Origin of the sequence: Taibaiella chishuiensis (genome assembly GCF_003014535.1) — a bacterium.
Taxonomy (GTDB): Bacteria; Bacteroidota; Bacteroidia; order Chitinophagales; family Chitinophagaceae; genus Taibaiella; species Taibaiella chishuiensis.
Genome location: NZ_PYGD01000006.1, coordinates 153,992 through 169,893, shown reverse-complemented (window position 1 = coordinate 169,893; position 15,902 = coordinate 153,992). Strand labels below are relative to the sequence as shown.

The 15,902-nt window shown below is 49.4% G+C and carries 17 protein-coding genes; 6 read left to right on the top strand and 11 right to left on the bottom strand.

Annotated features, from left to right (window positions below; translation table 11 throughout):
- The first annotated feature begins 198 nt into the window (after positions 1–198).
- The gene (locus B0I18_RS16020) at positions 199–1,284 is read left to right on the top strand and encodes a 3-oxoacyl-ACP synthase III family protein (protein WP_106523868.1); all 1,086 of its coding nucleotides are present in this window, start codon (positions 199–201) and stop codon (positions 1,282–1,284) included.
- A 145-nt stretch (positions 1,285–1,429) separates the two neighbouring features.
- Here the strand turns inward: B0I18_RS16020 and B0I18_RS25525 are convergent, their stop codons facing one another.
- Positions 1,430–1,657 (bottom strand): class I lanthipeptide, encoded by a 228-nt coding sequence (locus tag B0I18_RS25525; RefSeq protein ID WP_219905991.1) that lies wholly within the window; start codon positions 1,655–1,657, stop codon positions 1,430–1,432.
- A 512-nt stretch (positions 1,658–2,169) separates the two neighbouring features.
- Here B0I18_RS25525 and B0I18_RS16015 point away from each other — a divergent pair.
- Complete coding sequence (locus B0I18_RS16015) at positions 2,170–2,889, top strand: DUF3667 domain-containing protein (protein ID WP_106523743.1); 720 nt, start codon at positions 2,170–2,172, stop codon at positions 2,887–2,889.
- A gap of 3 nt (positions 2,890–2,892) precedes the next feature.
- On the opposite strand, the gene B0I18_RS16010 is transcribed toward B0I18_RS16015, so the two are convergent.
- The 4 genes from B0I18_RS16010 to B0I18_RS15995 form a co-directional block, all read right to left on the bottom strand.
- The gene (locus tag B0I18_RS16010; protein WP_106523742.1) at positions 2,893–6,060 is read right to left on the bottom strand and encodes an ABC transporter permease/M1 family aminopeptidase; all 3,168 of its coding nucleotides are present in this window, start codon (positions 6,058–6,060) and stop codon (positions 2,893–2,895) included.
- Positions 6,061–6,062: 2 nt separating this feature from the next.
- On the bottom strand, positions 6,063–6,929 hold the full coding sequence (locus B0I18_RS16005; protein WP_106523741.1) for an ABC transporter ATP-binding protein: 867 nt from the start codon (positions 6,927–6,929) through the stop codon (positions 6,063–6,065).
- Positions 6,930–7,018: 89 nt separating this feature from the next.
- Positions 7,019–7,228, bottom strand: a complete 210-nt coding sequence (locus B0I18_RS16000; RefSeq protein WP_106523740.1) for a helix-turn-helix domain-containing protein — start codon at positions 7,226–7,228, stop codon at positions 7,019–7,021.
- 2 nt (positions 7,229–7,230) lie between these two features.
- Positions 7,231–7,746: a DUF2975 domain-containing protein gene (locus B0I18_RS15995; protein ID WP_106523739.1), complete on the bottom strand. Its 516-nt coding sequence runs from the start codon at positions 7,744–7,746 to the stop codon at positions 7,231–7,233.
- Positions 7,747–9,060: 1,314 nt separating this feature from the next.
- On the opposite strand from B0I18_RS15995, the gene B0I18_RS15990 reads away from it, so the two are divergent.
- Both B0I18_RS15990 and B0I18_RS15985 read left to right on the top strand, forming a co-directional pair.
- Positions 9,061–10,170: an AI-2E family transporter gene (locus B0I18_RS15990; RefSeq protein ID WP_106523738.1), complete on the top strand. Its 1,110-nt coding sequence runs from the start codon at positions 9,061–9,063 to the stop codon at positions 10,168–10,170.
- Between the two features lie 62 nt (positions 10,171–10,232).
- Positions 10,233–11,138, top strand: coding sequence for an aminoglycoside 6-adenylyltransferase (locus B0I18_RS15985; protein ID WP_106523867.1), 906 nt, complete (start codon positions 10,233–10,235; stop codon positions 11,136–11,138).
- Here B0I18_RS15985 and B0I18_RS15980 read toward each other — a convergent pair.
- Genes B0I18_RS15980 through B0I18_RS15955 form a run of 6 tightly spaced genes read right to left on the bottom strand, consistent with a single transcriptional unit; the run spans position 11,128 to position 14,706 of the window.
- The gene (locus B0I18_RS15980) at positions 11,128–11,613 is read right to left on the bottom strand and encodes a CYTH domain-containing protein (protein ID WP_106523737.1); all 486 of its coding nucleotides are present in this window, start codon (positions 11,611–11,613) and stop codon (positions 11,128–11,130) included. The two genes, B0I18_RS15985 and B0I18_RS15980, sit on opposite strands and share 11 nt — an antisense overlap.
- Positions 11,598–12,242, bottom strand: a complete 645-nt coding sequence (locus tag B0I18_RS15975; RefSeq protein WP_106523736.1) for a class I SAM-dependent methyltransferase — start codon at positions 12,240–12,242, stop codon at positions 11,598–11,600. The genes B0I18_RS15980 and B0I18_RS15975 overlap by 16 nt, the downstream gene beginning before the upstream one ends.
- A gap of 8 nt (positions 12,243–12,250) precedes the next feature.
- Entirely contained in the window at positions 12,251–12,916 is a 666-nt protein-coding gene (locus B0I18_RS15970; protein ID WP_106523735.1) for an HAD family hydrolase, read from the bottom strand.
- Positions 12,917–12,946: 30 nt separating this feature from the next.
- Entirely contained in the window at positions 12,947–13,426 is a 480-nt protein-coding gene (locus B0I18_RS15965) for a hypothetical protein (RefSeq protein ID WP_106523734.1), read from the bottom strand.
- A 43-nt stretch (positions 13,427–13,469) separates the two neighbouring features.
- Entirely contained in the window at positions 13,470–14,270 is an 801-nt protein-coding gene (locus B0I18_RS15960) for a tRNA(His) guanylyltransferase Thg1 family protein (protein WP_106523733.1), read from the bottom strand.
- A complete protein-coding gene (locus B0I18_RS15955) occupies positions 14,260–14,706 on the bottom strand; it encodes an ATP-binding protein (RefSeq protein ID WP_106523866.1) in 447 nt (148 codons plus the stop codon). Before B0I18_RS15955 ends, B0I18_RS15960 begins: the two co-directional genes overlap by 11 nt.
- Before the next feature lie 99 nt (positions 14,707–14,805).
- On the opposite strand from B0I18_RS15955, the gene B0I18_RS15950 reads away from it, so the two are divergent.
- Both B0I18_RS15950 and B0I18_RS15945 read left to right on the top strand, forming a co-directional pair.
- Positions 14,806–15,528, top strand: coding sequence for a hypothetical protein (locus B0I18_RS15950; protein ID WP_146146767.1), 723 nt, complete (start codon positions 14,806–14,808; stop codon positions 15,526–15,528).
- 18 nt (positions 15,529–15,546) lie between these two features.
- The gene (locus B0I18_RS15945) at positions 15,547–15,885 is read left to right on the top strand and encodes a cupin domain-containing protein (RefSeq protein ID WP_106523731.1); all 339 of its coding nucleotides are present in this window, start codon (positions 15,547–15,549) and stop codon (positions 15,883–15,885) included.
- Positions 15,886–15,902 lie beyond the last annotated feature (17 nt).

Sequence of the window (15,902 nt, the reverse complement as noted above, 5' to 3'; positions counted from 1 at the left end):
AAGCAGGATGTTTTTTGAAGCAGGAAGAAGGACTGGATGGCACCTCCGGCCACTGGCTTCAAATGCATGGCAGGAGTATGTTGCCGGGCTTGCCATCTATGTGTCGTCGCAGTGATGGTAATAAGGTTCAATATTGATTATTTTTTATCCAAACGGTATAACTATTGATATATGCCGTCAAATACGAATTTTATTATAATGCAAAAAGGAAAAAGAGGTACAGTGATCAGAGGCAGTGGGAGCTATATTCCGGAAAGAAGGGTGTTGAACGCAGACTTTATGCAGCATAGCTTTTATGGTCCTGACGGATTAAAGCTGCCGAAGGAAAATATGGAAATTATAGCGCAATTTAGCAAGATAACAGGTATCCGGGAACGGCGGTATGTAACTGAAGATCTCGTCACGTCAGATATTGCCGGTTTTGCGGCACAACATGCACTTCAGTCTGCCGGAGTTGATCCGGAGTCTCTCGATTACATCATTGTAGCACACAATTTCGGAGATATTAAGGAAACGAACCGGAGAAGTGAATTTGTACCCACAATCGCATCCAGGGTAAAACACTTTCTGAGGATTGCTAACCCCACTACGGTAGCCTATGATCTGCCGTTCGGCTGTGCCGGATGGTTACAGGGGGTGATCCAGGCTGATTATTACATCCGCTCAGGCGACGCTAAGCGCGTATTGGTCGTGGGGGCGGAAACCTTGTCGCGCATTTGCGATCCGCACGACCGGGATAGTATGATTTATGCTGATGGGGCAGGCGCGATTATTTTAGAGACCGCGGAGCATAATGTACCCTCAGGTGTATTGGCGCACGTCACAAAGTCTTACAGTTCTGAACTGGCTTACGTATTGAGAATGGACCGATCCATTAACCCTGATTACAAGGCTGACCATCTTTTCCTAAAAATGAACGGCAGGAAATTATATGAGTATGCTTTAAAAACGGTGCCCCAAATGATCAGGGAATGTCTCGACAAAGCCGGGCTATCCATTGACCAGGTTGATAAAATACTGATACACCAGGCCAATGAGAAAATGGACGATGCCATATTGAAAGGCCTTTACAGTCTGTATGGAGCAGCTTCGCCGCCTGAGGGGATCATGCCGATGACCATTGCATGGTTGGGAAATAGTTCCGTAGCAACACTGCCTACCTTGTACGATTTGGTTTGCAAAGGAAGGATAGCCGATCACGCGCTCCAGAAAGGTGATAATATAATATTTGTTTCCGTAGGAGCAGGTGTAAACATGAATGCCTTGGTATATAACGTTCCCTGATTTTTCTATTTTGAAAGCAAGCTTAATTTCTCTTAGATTGCCGCCCATGGGGTCATGCACTAATCGTTCCTTCCTTTAAAAACAAAAAGCTACCGGTGACGGTAGCTTTTTTAGCATAAAATCATTGACGATTGTTTCGGGCAATTTAGAACCCGCAACATGGATTACTTAGGGTAAGATTTGTTTTGGGTGGCGGACAGTTTAACGCGGTCGGGCAGGTATAGGTTGGGCCGGTGCAAGGGCCGCAGGGAGACGTATCGCCGGCTAAGGTCGCTCCGCCCAGAACAGCCCTCGTGTCTGTTATCGTTAATGTGCCGATCAGGTTCTTCTGTAAGAAAAGCTTACGATTGAGATTTACTTGCTTTTTTTTCATAAGGTATGTTGTTTAGTACCTACAATTACCTGATTATAATTTGCTGTAAAAAGCTATATTGAGTAAGTGGGCCTTCTAAGCGAGTAACTGGGTCGAATAATACCAATACTGCACGGGTCATGGATTTAGGCTCGCTTTCGGATAAAATCGGGTAAAAAAAAAGCGGCATAGCCGGATTGCCCGTTTCGACCCTCCAATTCCAGGATCATACTATAACCCCGTCTTCCCGATAAAGGAACGTCTTTAACGCTAAGCATTTTTATGCCTGGGGGTAATGCCCTTTTTACACTGAAGTGTAGCGGCTAATACTGCTGTATTGCTCAATTTTGTGCTTAGGTACAATCAAAACGTGACAAGGGAAAAATCATCCTCATGAAGCTTGCTGGTCTACGCCAGCAATAAGTATGCAAATGAAGCCCCGGGCTCTTTACCGTTTTGCCGTTCAATTGTTTTGGTTAGGGTAGCCATGATCAAAAAAAATACATAAAAATAGCGCATTCAAATATTGAGTTATGATAGCCATCTGCAACAGCTGCCAACAGGATATACCCGAAAACTATTGTTCCAAATGTGGTACACCAGCCAGGTTGAAACGGATTGACCGGCATTATATCCAGCACGAGATAGAACATATCCTGCATTTGGAAAAAGGGATATTTTATACCGTTAAGGAATTGGTCGTCCAGCCGGGTGAAAGTATCAACACGTTCATTTTAAACAACAGGAACCGGCTTGTAAAGCCTATCGTATTTATTATCGTAACGTCTTTAATTTATACCGTAACCAACCACTTTTTTCATATTGAAGAAGGGTACCTTAATTTCGATAAAACCAATACAGCCGGTATAAACCCGGTGAACCAATGGGTACAACACCACTATGGTTACGCTAATATTATTATGGGTGTATTTATTGCATGTTGGCAAAAGCTGTTCTTCCGGAAATATGGCTATAATTTTTTCGAATTGCTTATTGTGCTGTGTTTTGTTCAGGGAGTAGGCATGTTACTGTTCTCCCTTTTCGCTATCGCCGAAGGACTTAGCCATGCGCACCTGTTGCATTATGGGGGCATGCTTTTTATGGGTTATCATGCCTGGGCTGTAGGGCAGTTTTTTGAGAAAAATAAATTCGTCAATTACCTGAAAGCAGTAGGGGCCTATCTTTTAGGAATTATTACTTTTTCAATTTGCGTGCTGCTACTGGGATTCCTGTTACACGCTATCCATCATTAACCTTTAGGGCTCCATAAATAACCTGCGGATCTCCGTATGGTATTGCGTATCGCTTACATCAAGTATAGCCCGCACCAGGTCGGTCGATACGGGTTTGCGCGCGGGAAATTTGTGCCGGTCCAGGAAAAGAGACAGGGCCTGGTTTACCTTATCCTCGCCGATAAGCCTGCTGAGTGCAACCATTACCATAGCGCCTTTCGCGTACGAAATATGGGTGTTGTCGCCGGTTACTTTACACAAAGCCTGTGGCTCCGAAAAGCCTTTTGCCGCTTCGTAGATCTGTTGCTGTACGTCCAGGCGCTGCTGCATTTTTTTTGTTCCATACATTTTTTTGTACAACATCATCTCTGTATACATCGCGAGTGTTTCGGTGAGCATGACTGCGCCTTCCCGATCATCAGGGTCGATCTGGCTGTTGCCCCACCACAAATGCGAGAGCTCATGACCTGCCAGTTCGTTGATCACATCCTGCTGCTGGTCGGCCAGGATATTGGTGTGAAAGATCATCTGTTCCGGCATAAAGATCACGGCAGGATAGGCGGTAGCGGCAAAGCCCCGCGTAAAGGCCGATATTTCGGCAAAGGATATGGAGGTAAAAGGATAAGGGCCGAAATTTTTGCAACAATAGTCGAGGGTTTGCTGTGCGGCATAAAGCAACCGGTCTACATTCTCGGCATGTAAGGGATGATAGTAAACCGTGATGGTTATGCCTTTATACTTTACGCAACGCTGTTTATACGCTGCCGAAGATACCGCAAACCGGAAAGGGACGGGTGTTCCGGGCCGGTAATGAAAGTAGTTCCTGTTACCTGCCGTCCATTGGTGTACCAGGAGGCCGGTTCCGATGGCCGTTTGCGATGCGTCGGTCGATATCGTCATATCGAGATCGATAAAGTCCTGTACCTCACTCCGCGGGGCCTCCAGCTTGCGTATCCCTGTCGGTTGCCCCAATGCAAAAGTCGCCCGTTGGCGGATGTCCGTTATCTCCCGCTCGGCCATATACCCGATCTGCGGATAGTAACGGCTGATGCGCATAAACGATCCGTTGCCGGTAATGGCATTAAAAGACTGATGCCCATTGGCCGGGCTCCAGCTATAACTCAGTGTAAACAGCAGGCTGGCGCTGTCGCCCGGTTGTAAAGGCCGGGGCAAACGGACCAGGCTTGTTCGCTGTTGGATGTTTATGGTATCCTTACCCGCAATATACAAGGCCTGGTGCATCAGCAACTCGTCGCTGAAATTGAATAATATTGCCGGAATGCCGCTCCCCGAAAGGTTTTTGAGCGTATAATGGCCATTGATGGTATAGGCCGTTCGGCAGGGGAACAGGTCGATCCGGGTCTTTACCGCAGTGATCAGGGGTTGTGGTATATCCTGGTATTGCCGGTATAATTGTTCATAACGGGCAGCAGCTTGTAATTGCGCGGTTTCGTCTGTGGGTTCATAACCCAGCATAAACTGTTTGCCTGCATATATCCCGGCTATTGCCAGCAACACTATTGCAGCAATTGCAGGGAGATCGGGTCGCCTGCGGACAAGTTGTCTGCCCGTAAGCCATAAAATGCCCAGCAGGCAGGCCCCCGATAGCAGGCGTAGTGCGAAAGCCGGCAGGTAAGGCCCATAACCGCTAAAGTCGCTATAGGGACCGGAATAACCGGAGAGGAAGCGGAAGAGTGGGTAGCTGATGCATTTGCGGGACAAGGGACTTGCTGTTGTCACTGCCGTTACCAGGGAGAGGACCAGGGCGATATAACTTCGCGGCGCCAGTTGGTTGATGCCTGATAGCAGTACGGAAAGCAGCCACAGGGGCAGGGTACAGCAGATGAATATACCGGCATAGGCTTCCCAGTCGATATAAGTATAATGATAGCTTAACTGGAAAATGATGCCCAACAGGATCAGCAGTAGCGTATAACCCAATAAAATAGCAGCATAACTTGCCCAATGCCCCAACTGTTTACCGGTAACGAGCACGGTGGTGTCTTCAATCATGGAAAACCGGCTGGCCCTGCTTTTCCAGGACAGGTCATTGACGAAGTAAACCACCAGCAACAGGCCGATAAGGTGAAAATGCTCCGAGATCGTTACCGCCATCAGTCCCGAGCGGGCATATTGCTGTGGCAGGCGAATTCCCTTTTCTATAGCGGCATAGAGCTCCATACCACAGGTAAATAACAGGATGATGGCCCCTGCATAAAAAGCGATACCTTTAAACAGGTAACTGAGATCTACGCGGCAGAAAGATATGATCGAGCGGATATGACTTCGTATAGAAAAATCGGGTTTGATAAAAAATAGGGGGTGTATTGTGGTTGTGATAACTTCCGGCTTAACCCGGCGCCTCCTGCTACCGGCGCGCCCGGGCGAAAAAGAAAAGCCCCGGAACCCTGACCCGATAAGACTAAGGGATAATACTACAACGATCAGCCTGTTGGCCAGGAAATAGCCTGAAAGCGGTACCAGAAAGGTGTTGCGCTGTGTAATAGAATAATCGCTACTGGTATAAAAATAGGCCGAAAGACCGAAGGGGTCGGTAAGCGCAGAGATGCGTTGTGCCAGGATGGACTGGGGCAGACCATGCGCCATAAAGGGAGCGTTGGAAAACAGCAAGGCCACCATGTACAGGACATACAGCAACAGGCCGCTTAAGGTCATCACTAGTTTATGTTCCGATCGCCAGGCTACCCAACACAACAGGCTGCATACAAACAGGCTGTTGACACAACCGAAAACCAGGAAGGGATATAGGTAATGCAGCGGCCGGAACCCGGCTTGTATGGCAATACCCACGCGTATTTGCATGCCAATGGTAAAGCCCAGGCTGATGCAAAGGAAGCTGGCAATGGTAATACAGAGCAGGGCCAGTAAGCGCCCGGTTACGAACTGCTGTTTCGTAACCGGGCAGGAAAACAGGAGCATGTCGAACCGGGTATCCCGCTCCTTGAATAGGAGTTGTGCCCCGGTTACGGTACCAATAAAGATTACTGCGAGACTGAGCATGCCCAGCATAAAGCCCGCCTGGTAAGGGCTGTTCAGGTAAATGCCGGAGCCTGTATCCATATTGAACTGGTTGCCGGCAAAGACGCCGGCTGCTGTAAGCCCGGCAAGGGCGAGGCTGGTCCAGGGTGATCGGGCATAACGCCTGAGATCGAACAGGAAAATGGGGCGCATGATCAGGAGTGGTTCAGGGTATGGAAATAAACGTGTTCGAGTGTAGGCGCAAGCGGCAGGAAACCCTCCGGTTGTTGTTCGCTGTGTATCGCTATGTGCAGGACTTTGCCGGTGAGCTGCTGCCCGATAAAAGGATGTGCCGCATAAGCCTGCCGTTCTGCAGGTGGTATGGCGCGGGTCCATACTTTTCCTACCAGTTCCCGGATCATGTTTTCCGGGCTTCCTTGTGTCAGTAGCCTGCCCTGGCTGATGATCGCCATTTGATGACAAAGCGTCCGTACATCTTCTACCAGGTGGGTAGACAGGATGACGATCACCTGCATGCTGATCTCACTGAGCAATAGGTGCAGCCGGTTACGTTCTTCAGGATCCAGGCCTGCCGTGGGTTCGTCGGCAATAATGATCTGCGGGTTGCCCAGCAAAGCCTGGGCTATACCGAAACGCTGCCGCATACCGCCCGAAAAAGTATGGACCTCTTTGTCTTTTACCTGCAGCAGGTTTACTTTATCCAGCAGGCTAAGGATCTGCGCCTTCCGTTCCCGGTGGTTGCCGATGCCTTTAAGCGATGCCAGGTGTTGTAAGAGCGTATAAGCAGATACTTTAGGATAAACGCCGAAATCCTGGGGCAGGAAACCGAGCCGGCTCCTGATAAAGGCGGGTTCTTTCAATACATCGGTCCCGTTAAAACTGATATGCCCGTTTCGGGGGCGCTGAAGACCGGTAATCACTTTCATGAGCGACGATTTGCCGGCCCCATTGGGGCCCAGCAGACCGAATATTCCATTGGTGATATCGAGCGATATCTGGTCGAGTGCCAGCAGTCCCCCGGGATACTGCAGCGATAGCTGGCGGATGCTAAGGTGGTTCATGGTGTATAAAATATAGGGAATAGTAAGCCTGGTAATGCAGTGGTATTGCATTACAGGAGGTGTACAGGGCTATGATGGATCGGGTTAGATTACTCCGTTTGTTTGTATTCCAGGATGTCGCCGGGTTGGCATTCCAGGATGCGGCACAGGGCTTCGAGGGTATCAAACCGGATACCTTTTGCTTTGCCTGTTTTTAGTATAGATAAGTTAGCCGGTGTAATACCCAGTCGCTCCGCCAGTTCCTTACTCTGCATCTTCCGTTTGGCGAGCATTACATCGATATTGACAATAATGGGCATAGTTATATAAATAAATCCTGTTCGTTTTGTAGTTGAAGTCCCTGCCTGAAAATTACTGCAAAGAAATAGGCGAAAACGCCGAGCAGCAAATGTACGACGACCAGCGCCCAGATAGGGCTTTCAACCGGCACAAAGATTGCCGCCAGCAATACCGCGCTTACGGGTGCGATGAGGTTGAACCCGTAAAACTGCCGGAGCCGGGTTACATTTTTCGCGGTAAACAGCCTGGGTTGATGAAACACGCGGAATACGCCGCATGTGATCCAAAAAAACAGTCCGTATAAGGTGAGCGGTAACAAAAACGAAAACAACATATAAGGCAGGTTGTTGTCGATGTTTAGGAAAGGCTTACTGGTAAAGGGATACAGGATATGCAGGTACTTACCTTCGCCGTAAGGAATAAGATTCCAGCCGGTAAGCAGGCATACAACCGAATACAGGGCCATGCCGCTATAGATCAATGCCAGCAAGGCGCTCAGGTAATAGAGGATCCTGGATATGGTTTTTACGCGGTTCATGAGTGGGGGTTGAGATGTGAGATATGAGATGTGAGGTGTGCAAACCGTGAACAAAGCCAGCTAACTGATGAGATCCTTCGCTGCGCTCCCGATGACAATCGTCCTCTTGATACTTGATAATTGACACGCTGATAAAGCCAGCTAACTGATGAGATCCTTCGCTGCGCTCAGGATGACAATGAACCCCTTGGGTACTTGATGATTGACACGCTGATAAAGCCAGCTTACTGATGAGATCCTTCGCTACGCTCAGGATGACAGGCTCCTGCTAATACATGCCCCTTTGTCAAAGCCAGCTAACTGATGAGTTCCTTCGCTACGCTCAGGATGACAATGACCCCCTTGGGTACTTAATGATTGACACGCTGATAAAGCTAGCTTACTGATGAGATCCTTCGCTACGCTCAGGATGACAATGAACCCTTGAGTACTTGATAATTGACACGTTGATAAAGCCAGCTTACTGATGAGATCCTTCGCTGCGCTCAGGATGACAATCGTCCTCTTGATAGTTGCTACTTGATACCTGATACTAAAAATTGAGCTCCTTCGCTGCGCTCCCGATGACAGTCGTCCTCTTGATACTTGATACTTGATACTTGATACCTGATACCTGATACTAAAAATTGAGCTCCTTCGCTGCGCTCCCGATGACAATCGTCCGCTTGATACTTGCTATCTCACATCTCACATCTCACATCTAATATCTCACATCTCACATCTCACATCCAATATCTCACATCTCACATCTCACATCTCACATCTAATATCTCACATCTAATATCTAATATCTAATATCTAATATCTAATATCTAATATCTAATCTAAATACTTATGCAAACCTAGCAATTAATTATCGTAAAACAATAATTAATTACTGTTTATTTTTAAATTTTCTAAAAATAAGCACCTGCTCTAAGCCGGGAGCAAGTTAGGGGAGACTGCCGACAGCTATTCCTTTTTCAACGGTTACCGCTATAAACGGTGCACTTACTCATTGTGTGTTGCCGCGGCGGCCGGGCGCTGTTATCTTAGCATGCTGATTGATACCACGGAACCTGATTGCGAAAGTGCCGCAGAAAAAACTCGTGTTGCTCCGGGAATGGTAATCAATTCCTTTACCCTGTTCTTTGATTTAATCCATATGGATTTTGAGTCGCCTGTTCCCGGGCGACTTTTTTTATTTCCCTGCCTGCTGCTGTACTGCCCCGCGATTTACAAAATCGTTATTATCCGAATTCGATATATTTATACTCACGATCCGTTTATAGGACCTATTGCCCCGCTTTTATATGAATCTTTAAACGATAACCTATGCCTGTTGGTCAACGTTCCCCGCGTAGTACTATTGAAACCGTGCTTGTATTGCTGGCGCTGCTGGCCTTACTTTTTGCGCTGTATAATGTGTTGAAGGTGTTCTTTGGCGTCTTCACCTTTGCGCTGATCTTTTATGTATCGATGGACCAGCCTTATAACTGGCTTGCCCGCAAGCTCGGCGGCCGGCGCAGGCTGGCGGCAACCTTATATGCCATTGTGCTGATCGTAGTGGCCGCATTGCCCTTTGTATATGCGATCGCAGCCCTGGGCCGGCATATTAAAGATGTGCTGCAACTGGCAGAAGAAGTACGCTTACACGGCTTGCCCGATCTGCCCGATAATATCACCGGTATGCCCTATGCCGGGCCTACCTTTTCTGAGTTTTGGAAGCACCTGCAGGAAAACCCGCGCGAAGCGCTTACGGGCTACGAACACCAGCTCCGGGTTGTATTACATCATATGCTTACCGGTAGCGCAGGTGTGATCGGCGCTGCGGTACAGATCATTCTCGGGATCATCACCTCGGCTTTCCTGCTGGCAGGTGGCGAGAAGGCGATGCAGCCCGTAAAGGCAACGCTGGAGCACCTCCTGGGCAAAAGAGATGGCCTGAGCCTGATGGCGGCTACGGGTCATGCGATCAAAGGCGTGTCGATCGGTGTGATGGGTACGGCTTTTGTAGCCACGATCATTTCCTGGATCGGTTTTGTAATTGCCGGCCTCCATTTCAAAATACTGCTGGCCGCCCTCGTGTTCTTCCTGGTGCTGATCCAGGTAGGACCGTTTATCGTATGGGCGCCGCTGGTATTATGGTCGGCAAGCCAGGGCCATGCCGGCATGGCGGTATTCCTGGCGATATATGGCGCCGCCGTATTGGTGATCGATGCCGTGCTCAAGCCGGTGCTGATTGCCAAGAGCGGGGGTAAACTGCCGTTCCTGGTTCTGTTTATCGGGGTTATCGGCGGTATATCGGCCTGGGGATTTACCGGTATGTTTAAAGGTGCGATTATCCTGGCTGTGTTTTATACCCTGTTTACTTCCTGGCTCGAACAGAAGCAACGCTTCCGCAGAAGCGGTACGATTACCGGGATGCCCGCCGATGAATCCTGAAACAAGAAACATCATTCTTTTTTGAATAATACAAACTCCGAAAACAGAAACTTATGACCGATATGGAACAGAACCGGGAGCGTAAGCTACAGCAGGTATTGTACTGGGCTGCAACTACGGATACCGTACGGGTTGTGCTGCTTACCAGTTCGCTGGTCAATCCTTATGCGCCTGTAGACCGGTTCAGCGACCTGGATATAGAACTGGTGGTCGATGACCTGCCTTTATTTTTAGCAGAGCCTACCTGGATCGAAAACTTCGGCGGTATTATCGCCATGGTGGTCGAAGGCGAAGAGGTTTTCGATGGCAAACATGCCATGCGTATGGTATTGTACGAGGATTATACCAAGATCGATTTTAAAATCTATGGCAGGGAGGAGTTCCGCAAAGCGGTGCTGGCAGAGGTTTTGGAAGAGGATTGGGATATCGGTTATAAGATCATGATGGATAAAGATAACCTTACTGCAGGTATGAAGACGCCGGAGTATAAGCCGGCATTTATCCAAAAGCCCACTGCGGAAGCTTATCAACAATTGATGAACGATTTCTGGTGGGACATGACCTATGTCGCCAAATGCCTCTGGCGCGATAATCTCTTTTATGCCAAATTCATGTCGGAGGATATGATGCGTTCGCAATACCTGCGACCTATGATCGAATGGTATATCGGTATGCAGCATAACTGGAAGGTGAGCACGAATAAAAAAGGCCGCTTGTTTAAACGGTACCTGAGCCCTGAACTCTGGGCCAGGATAGAAGCTACCTTTTCGGGAAGCGCCCCGGAGGACAACTGGCGGGCTTTGCAGGCCTATACGGAAGTAGGGCGCGAACTGGGCCAGGCCCTTGCTGCAGGCCTGGGTTATACGTACCCGGAGAAACTCGACGGGCAGATCTGTGCTTACCTGGACTATGTTAAAAACCTGGATCGGGATGATGCAACAGAACAACCGGCAATACTCAGGAACTGAGATCCTGTGACCAGAGGGTATAGGGATGCAGGGCCAGGTTGGCATTGTAGTACCTGGCGTCGCCGGTCACCTCGAGGGTTACCCATCCGGGCAGGGCAAACACTTCGTCTTCGCTGTCCAGCTCTATCTCGGCTACAATAAGACCGGTATTGGTTCCGCTGAATACATCCACTTCCCATATCTTGCCTGCGAAGGGCAGGGTATACCGTGTTTTGGACAGTTCGGTTACGGCAAAACGGTTCAGTAATTCGGTTGCTTCAGTTACCGGTATTTCATATTCGAATTCCGGTCGTGTAACGCCCGTAGTCAATCCTTTTATGGTCAGGAATGCTTTACCGGGTGTAAGCCTTACCCGTATGGTCTTTTGCGGATCGGTAACCAGGTATCCCTGGCGAAATACTGCTCCGGCAGGCTTTTCGGTACTGTTCCATGCCTGGGCGTCTACAAGGAATTTACGTTCTATCTCCTGTGCCATGCATGTTGTTGTTGTGCGATAATGATAAGATCCGTTATATTGTCTCCACCCGGGAAGGGCTGATGATGCATGTGGAGTACCTGGAAGCCATGATCGCCCAGGGCTTTGGCCAGGAAGGCCGCTTCGTGAAAATAAACAAACAGGGAGTCGCCGGTACTGCCGCTGCGCATGCCCGACTTGCTGTAATCGTCCTCCATGGTGCTGAGATACAATACGCCACCGGGCTCCAGGATACGGGAGGCGTCGGCAATAAGCGAGAGTACTTCTTCGCGCGAAAGATAGGGTAGGGCGAAGCCGCACATGAGGGCATCGTATTGCTCGCTCAGTTTACCGATATCCCGGCAGTCCATTAAACGGAAGGTCGCTTCCGGGTTGTTGGTCCGCGCCAGCTCCAGCATTTGCGGCGCCAGGTCGGTGCTCAATATTTTAAGGTCGGGCCGTTTGTTAAGCAGGTAGCGGGTAATATTACCCGGACCGCAGGCCAGTTCCAGCACGCGCGCTTCGGGCTCCGGGATATACGCACAGAACTGGTCGAAAGAAGCATGATACAGGGAAGTGTCCATGTACTTGTCCTGGTAAACCCGGGCCAGCTTGTCGAAAATTGCTACGGTATTGACGGTGTGATCCATGGTACTGTTTAATTTAAAAAAAGAGGGTCGAAGGCTTCGAAGTCGTTCCAGTGTACCGCCATCCCGGCGGCTTCCAGGGCGGTTTTATGGATCGGGCCAATGCCCACGAACCCGATACCCAGCGCCTGTGCCGTTTTAAGATCCCAGAGACCGTCGCCAAAGGCGATGATGCGGTCGAAGCTACGCACACCATAATATGTGCAGGCATTGTCTATGGCCGCTTGTACAATCGCGCCACGTTCTTCGTACAGGTTGGAGGCAGCCAGCTGCAGCGGTGCAAAGCCGATACCGGCTGCCCGCAGCTTCAATACTGCAGGACCGTGCATAGAGCCGGTGGCATAACATACGCCGAAATCCGTTTCCTGCTCGAGGTACGTTACAAACCGCTTTGCGCCTTTTATCTCGGCGGGTAACCCTGCCGCAACGATATAGTCGGCCAGCAGGGTATCGAACCGGCTGATGACCGTTGCGTCGAACGCCTGCTGTAAGGCCGATTCGTAGAGGCAGCGGGCAATGTGCAGGTCTGTATGGTGTTTGTAGGTATGAAAATTATGGCTCACCTCCGTTACGCCCAACTGTTTAAGGGCCGCTATAAACCCGGCCTGGTGCACCGTTACGGAATCGGTAAGGGTACCGTCGATATCAAAAACGATAAGATGTTTCTTGGGGCGCATAGTTTATCGAAGCATTTCGGAACGAAGCAATCAGGATTCAAATGGGGTGATACCCGTACCGCCTTTATAGATGGTCGCGGTATTGTGCTCCTTATTAATCTCAAAATAAGTAAACCAATTGTATTTCTTATCGATAATAAAAAAATTATTACGCGTCAGGAAATACAGGGAAGTAAGCGCATTGGGTTTGCAGTCGTAGATCATGTCCTTGGTCGACGACAGCCTGCCGCCGGTCAGGATGGTCCAGTAGCTGGCGTTGGAATCGAGTTTGCCCAGCCATTGGGTATGATCCCACATGTCTACAGCGCCCACACGGGCCATCTGCCGTATATTGGAGGGCCACAGGTTCTGGTCTTGCTCCAGGTTATCGGGATCGGCAGCCGGGTCTTTGGCGTTGATAAATTCTCTTTCAATTGATTTAAGGATACTAGAGGCGTGCAGGTAGGGAACTTTAAAGTCGACAGATGAGTAACTCCGCTTAATCCATTCAATTTTTTCTTCCAGGAACATGAAAAGGTGGTTGATTATATAATTTAGTAAGTACAAACCGGGGTTAGTTGTCCCCGGCGGATATGTTTAACGTATTTTGTTTTTCGTTGCGGCTGATCAGTGTTTCGATAAAGTCGCTATAGGCTTCCCGCATGGGAAGATGGTATTCGGTATGGAGCTCCCGGCGTTTTACGGTTACGGCTTGGCCTGTATGCGGGTTTACGCCTTCGTGCTGCGCGCTAGTCCAGTAGATACCGATACCGCGTTTTTGCCAATCCGGCAGGTCGTTGAAATTAATGCCGTAGTTAAACAGGAGTTCGTTCTTTGCGGCGATGCTCATGCCTGTTATTCGTGCCGTAGCTTCGTTGCGGTTATAGTTATCTTTTCTTAAACGCCAGTAGCAGTGCGTGTTTAAAGCATTGCGGTGCGCATCTTCATTGCGCCACCTGAAGTAGTCGACCACCAGTTGCCGGCCCGGCAGCTCCGAAAGCCTGCAATCGAAAGTGGCTACGCCACCCAGTAAGGTCGAGAACTTAGCGCTGGCTTCGCCGGAAAGGATCGAGATATATTTACGGGTCTTGCGGGAGAAAGCCGTTTCATCGATATGGAACAGCAAGGATATCTCGTCGCTTTGCGTATATCCATAAATGATATTGAACCCGCATTGCATCAGGTGTTTAACCGTATCGCTCATATAATCCCTGAAACGCTCGTCGAACGGCGCTTCGAAGGCGTGAAGCTCTTTAGTCAGCCGGGTAAAGCCCCGGCCGTCGATCCGGGCAACAATATACATGCCGGGAACGATACACCGGTCCCGGGCAGTTTCATAAACCCTCATTTTCGCATCCAGCTCATCAAATTTCATGTTCCCAGGGTTTAACGGTAAAACGGTTATTTTCTATGCTTACATAATACAGCTCGTCGAAACCTTCCGAGAGGTCGGGCAATTCCAGCCGGCTGAAGGTGCCTTTGAGCCCCACTTCCGGGATGCGTTCCCTGCCGCTGCGTTCTTTGTTGCGTTCCATGGCTTCGCGGATCCCGGACCGGAAATAATACCCCACTACTTTAAATTTATGATCGCGGGCGGCCTGGATATACCTGCTGCGGTCGGCTTTGGCCGGGTTGGTATTGTCTACCACGAATGACTGTTGGGTTTGCAGGCATACTTCCAGCAAGCGTTCTTCCCGGTGCCTGGTTTTAACCAGGTCCAGCGATATACGGACATGCGACCGGAAAAAATGTTCTTTATAAAAAGTAGATTTTCCCGTTGCCTGAATCCCGCAAAATATAATAGCTTCCATGCCGCAAATAGGTATATAATAGTATGCTTTCCCGTTTATGGCAAACCCGGTGGGGGCGCCTTTTTTTCCGCGGGGCGGCAAAGATAAACAGAATTATGCTTGTCCTGCAGATTCCTTTCGGGTTTCTCCTTATCGCCACGTATTGTATTTACCTGGTATAAGAAGCAGGTCGGGCAACAATTGAACCGTTCTTGTGTTATTACGGGGTATGATCACTTTATGACACCAGTTTTACCTTCATCCACTCCTTCTACACAGCGTAAGCTGGTGATATCCCGCAGCACTTTTTTCAAGATACTTCTCGTTGCCGGCCTGGGCATAAGTGGCGTATGGCTGGCCGGGCTGCCGCGGCATCATAGCCTCTGGCACAATACCCTGGTATCATCAATAGCGATAACAGCTGTTTTTATGCTGCTTATTACCGCTGCGTTGTATGCAGGTATACGACCCAGGTGCACCCCGGGTAAGATAACCGGCGGCATCCGCCCGCTAAAGCGTTTTTTAGAAAGGGGCGGAGACCTGGGCCTGGATTTGTCGGACGCCGTTCCGGACAGCCTGGCCGGTTTCCTGGTTGCACTATTGGGCGGTATACTACTCGGTGTAGTATCCGGGTTCCTGTTCTGGTTGCTGTACGCGGGCATGCTTACTGCATTCGCTTTGCTCTTTTTGGGTTTTTCGAAAATCCTCTTGCCCGTATTCCGGCACCGGCGCCATTGCAGCGGCAACCTTGCGACCAGCGTTGGTTACGGGTTGAGGTACACTTTGCTGTACGGTGGTAGCTATATGAGTGTTTTGTGTTTGATTCATTATATCATCTTATAATATTAATAACGATCGGTTATGATCAAATCGGTTTTAAATGCGGCACATTATACCTGGGGCGACCATTGCGATGGCTGGCACCTGCTGCAGTCTGAAGGCCTGAGCGTTATCCGGGAGCGGATGCCGCCCGGTACTACCGAACAACGGCACTTACATCACAAGGCGCAACAGGTGTTTTATATTCTTTCGGGCTGCGCTACTTTCGAGGTCAACGGGATCAGCCTGGTAGTGCATGCGGACGAGAGCCTGCATATACCGCCGGGTACGCCACACCTGGTCGCCAACCGGGAACAGGAGGATCTTAATTTCCTCGTGATCTCTGAACCCCGGGCGCATGGCGACCGGCAGCATGTTTAACAACACCAATTCCTGAA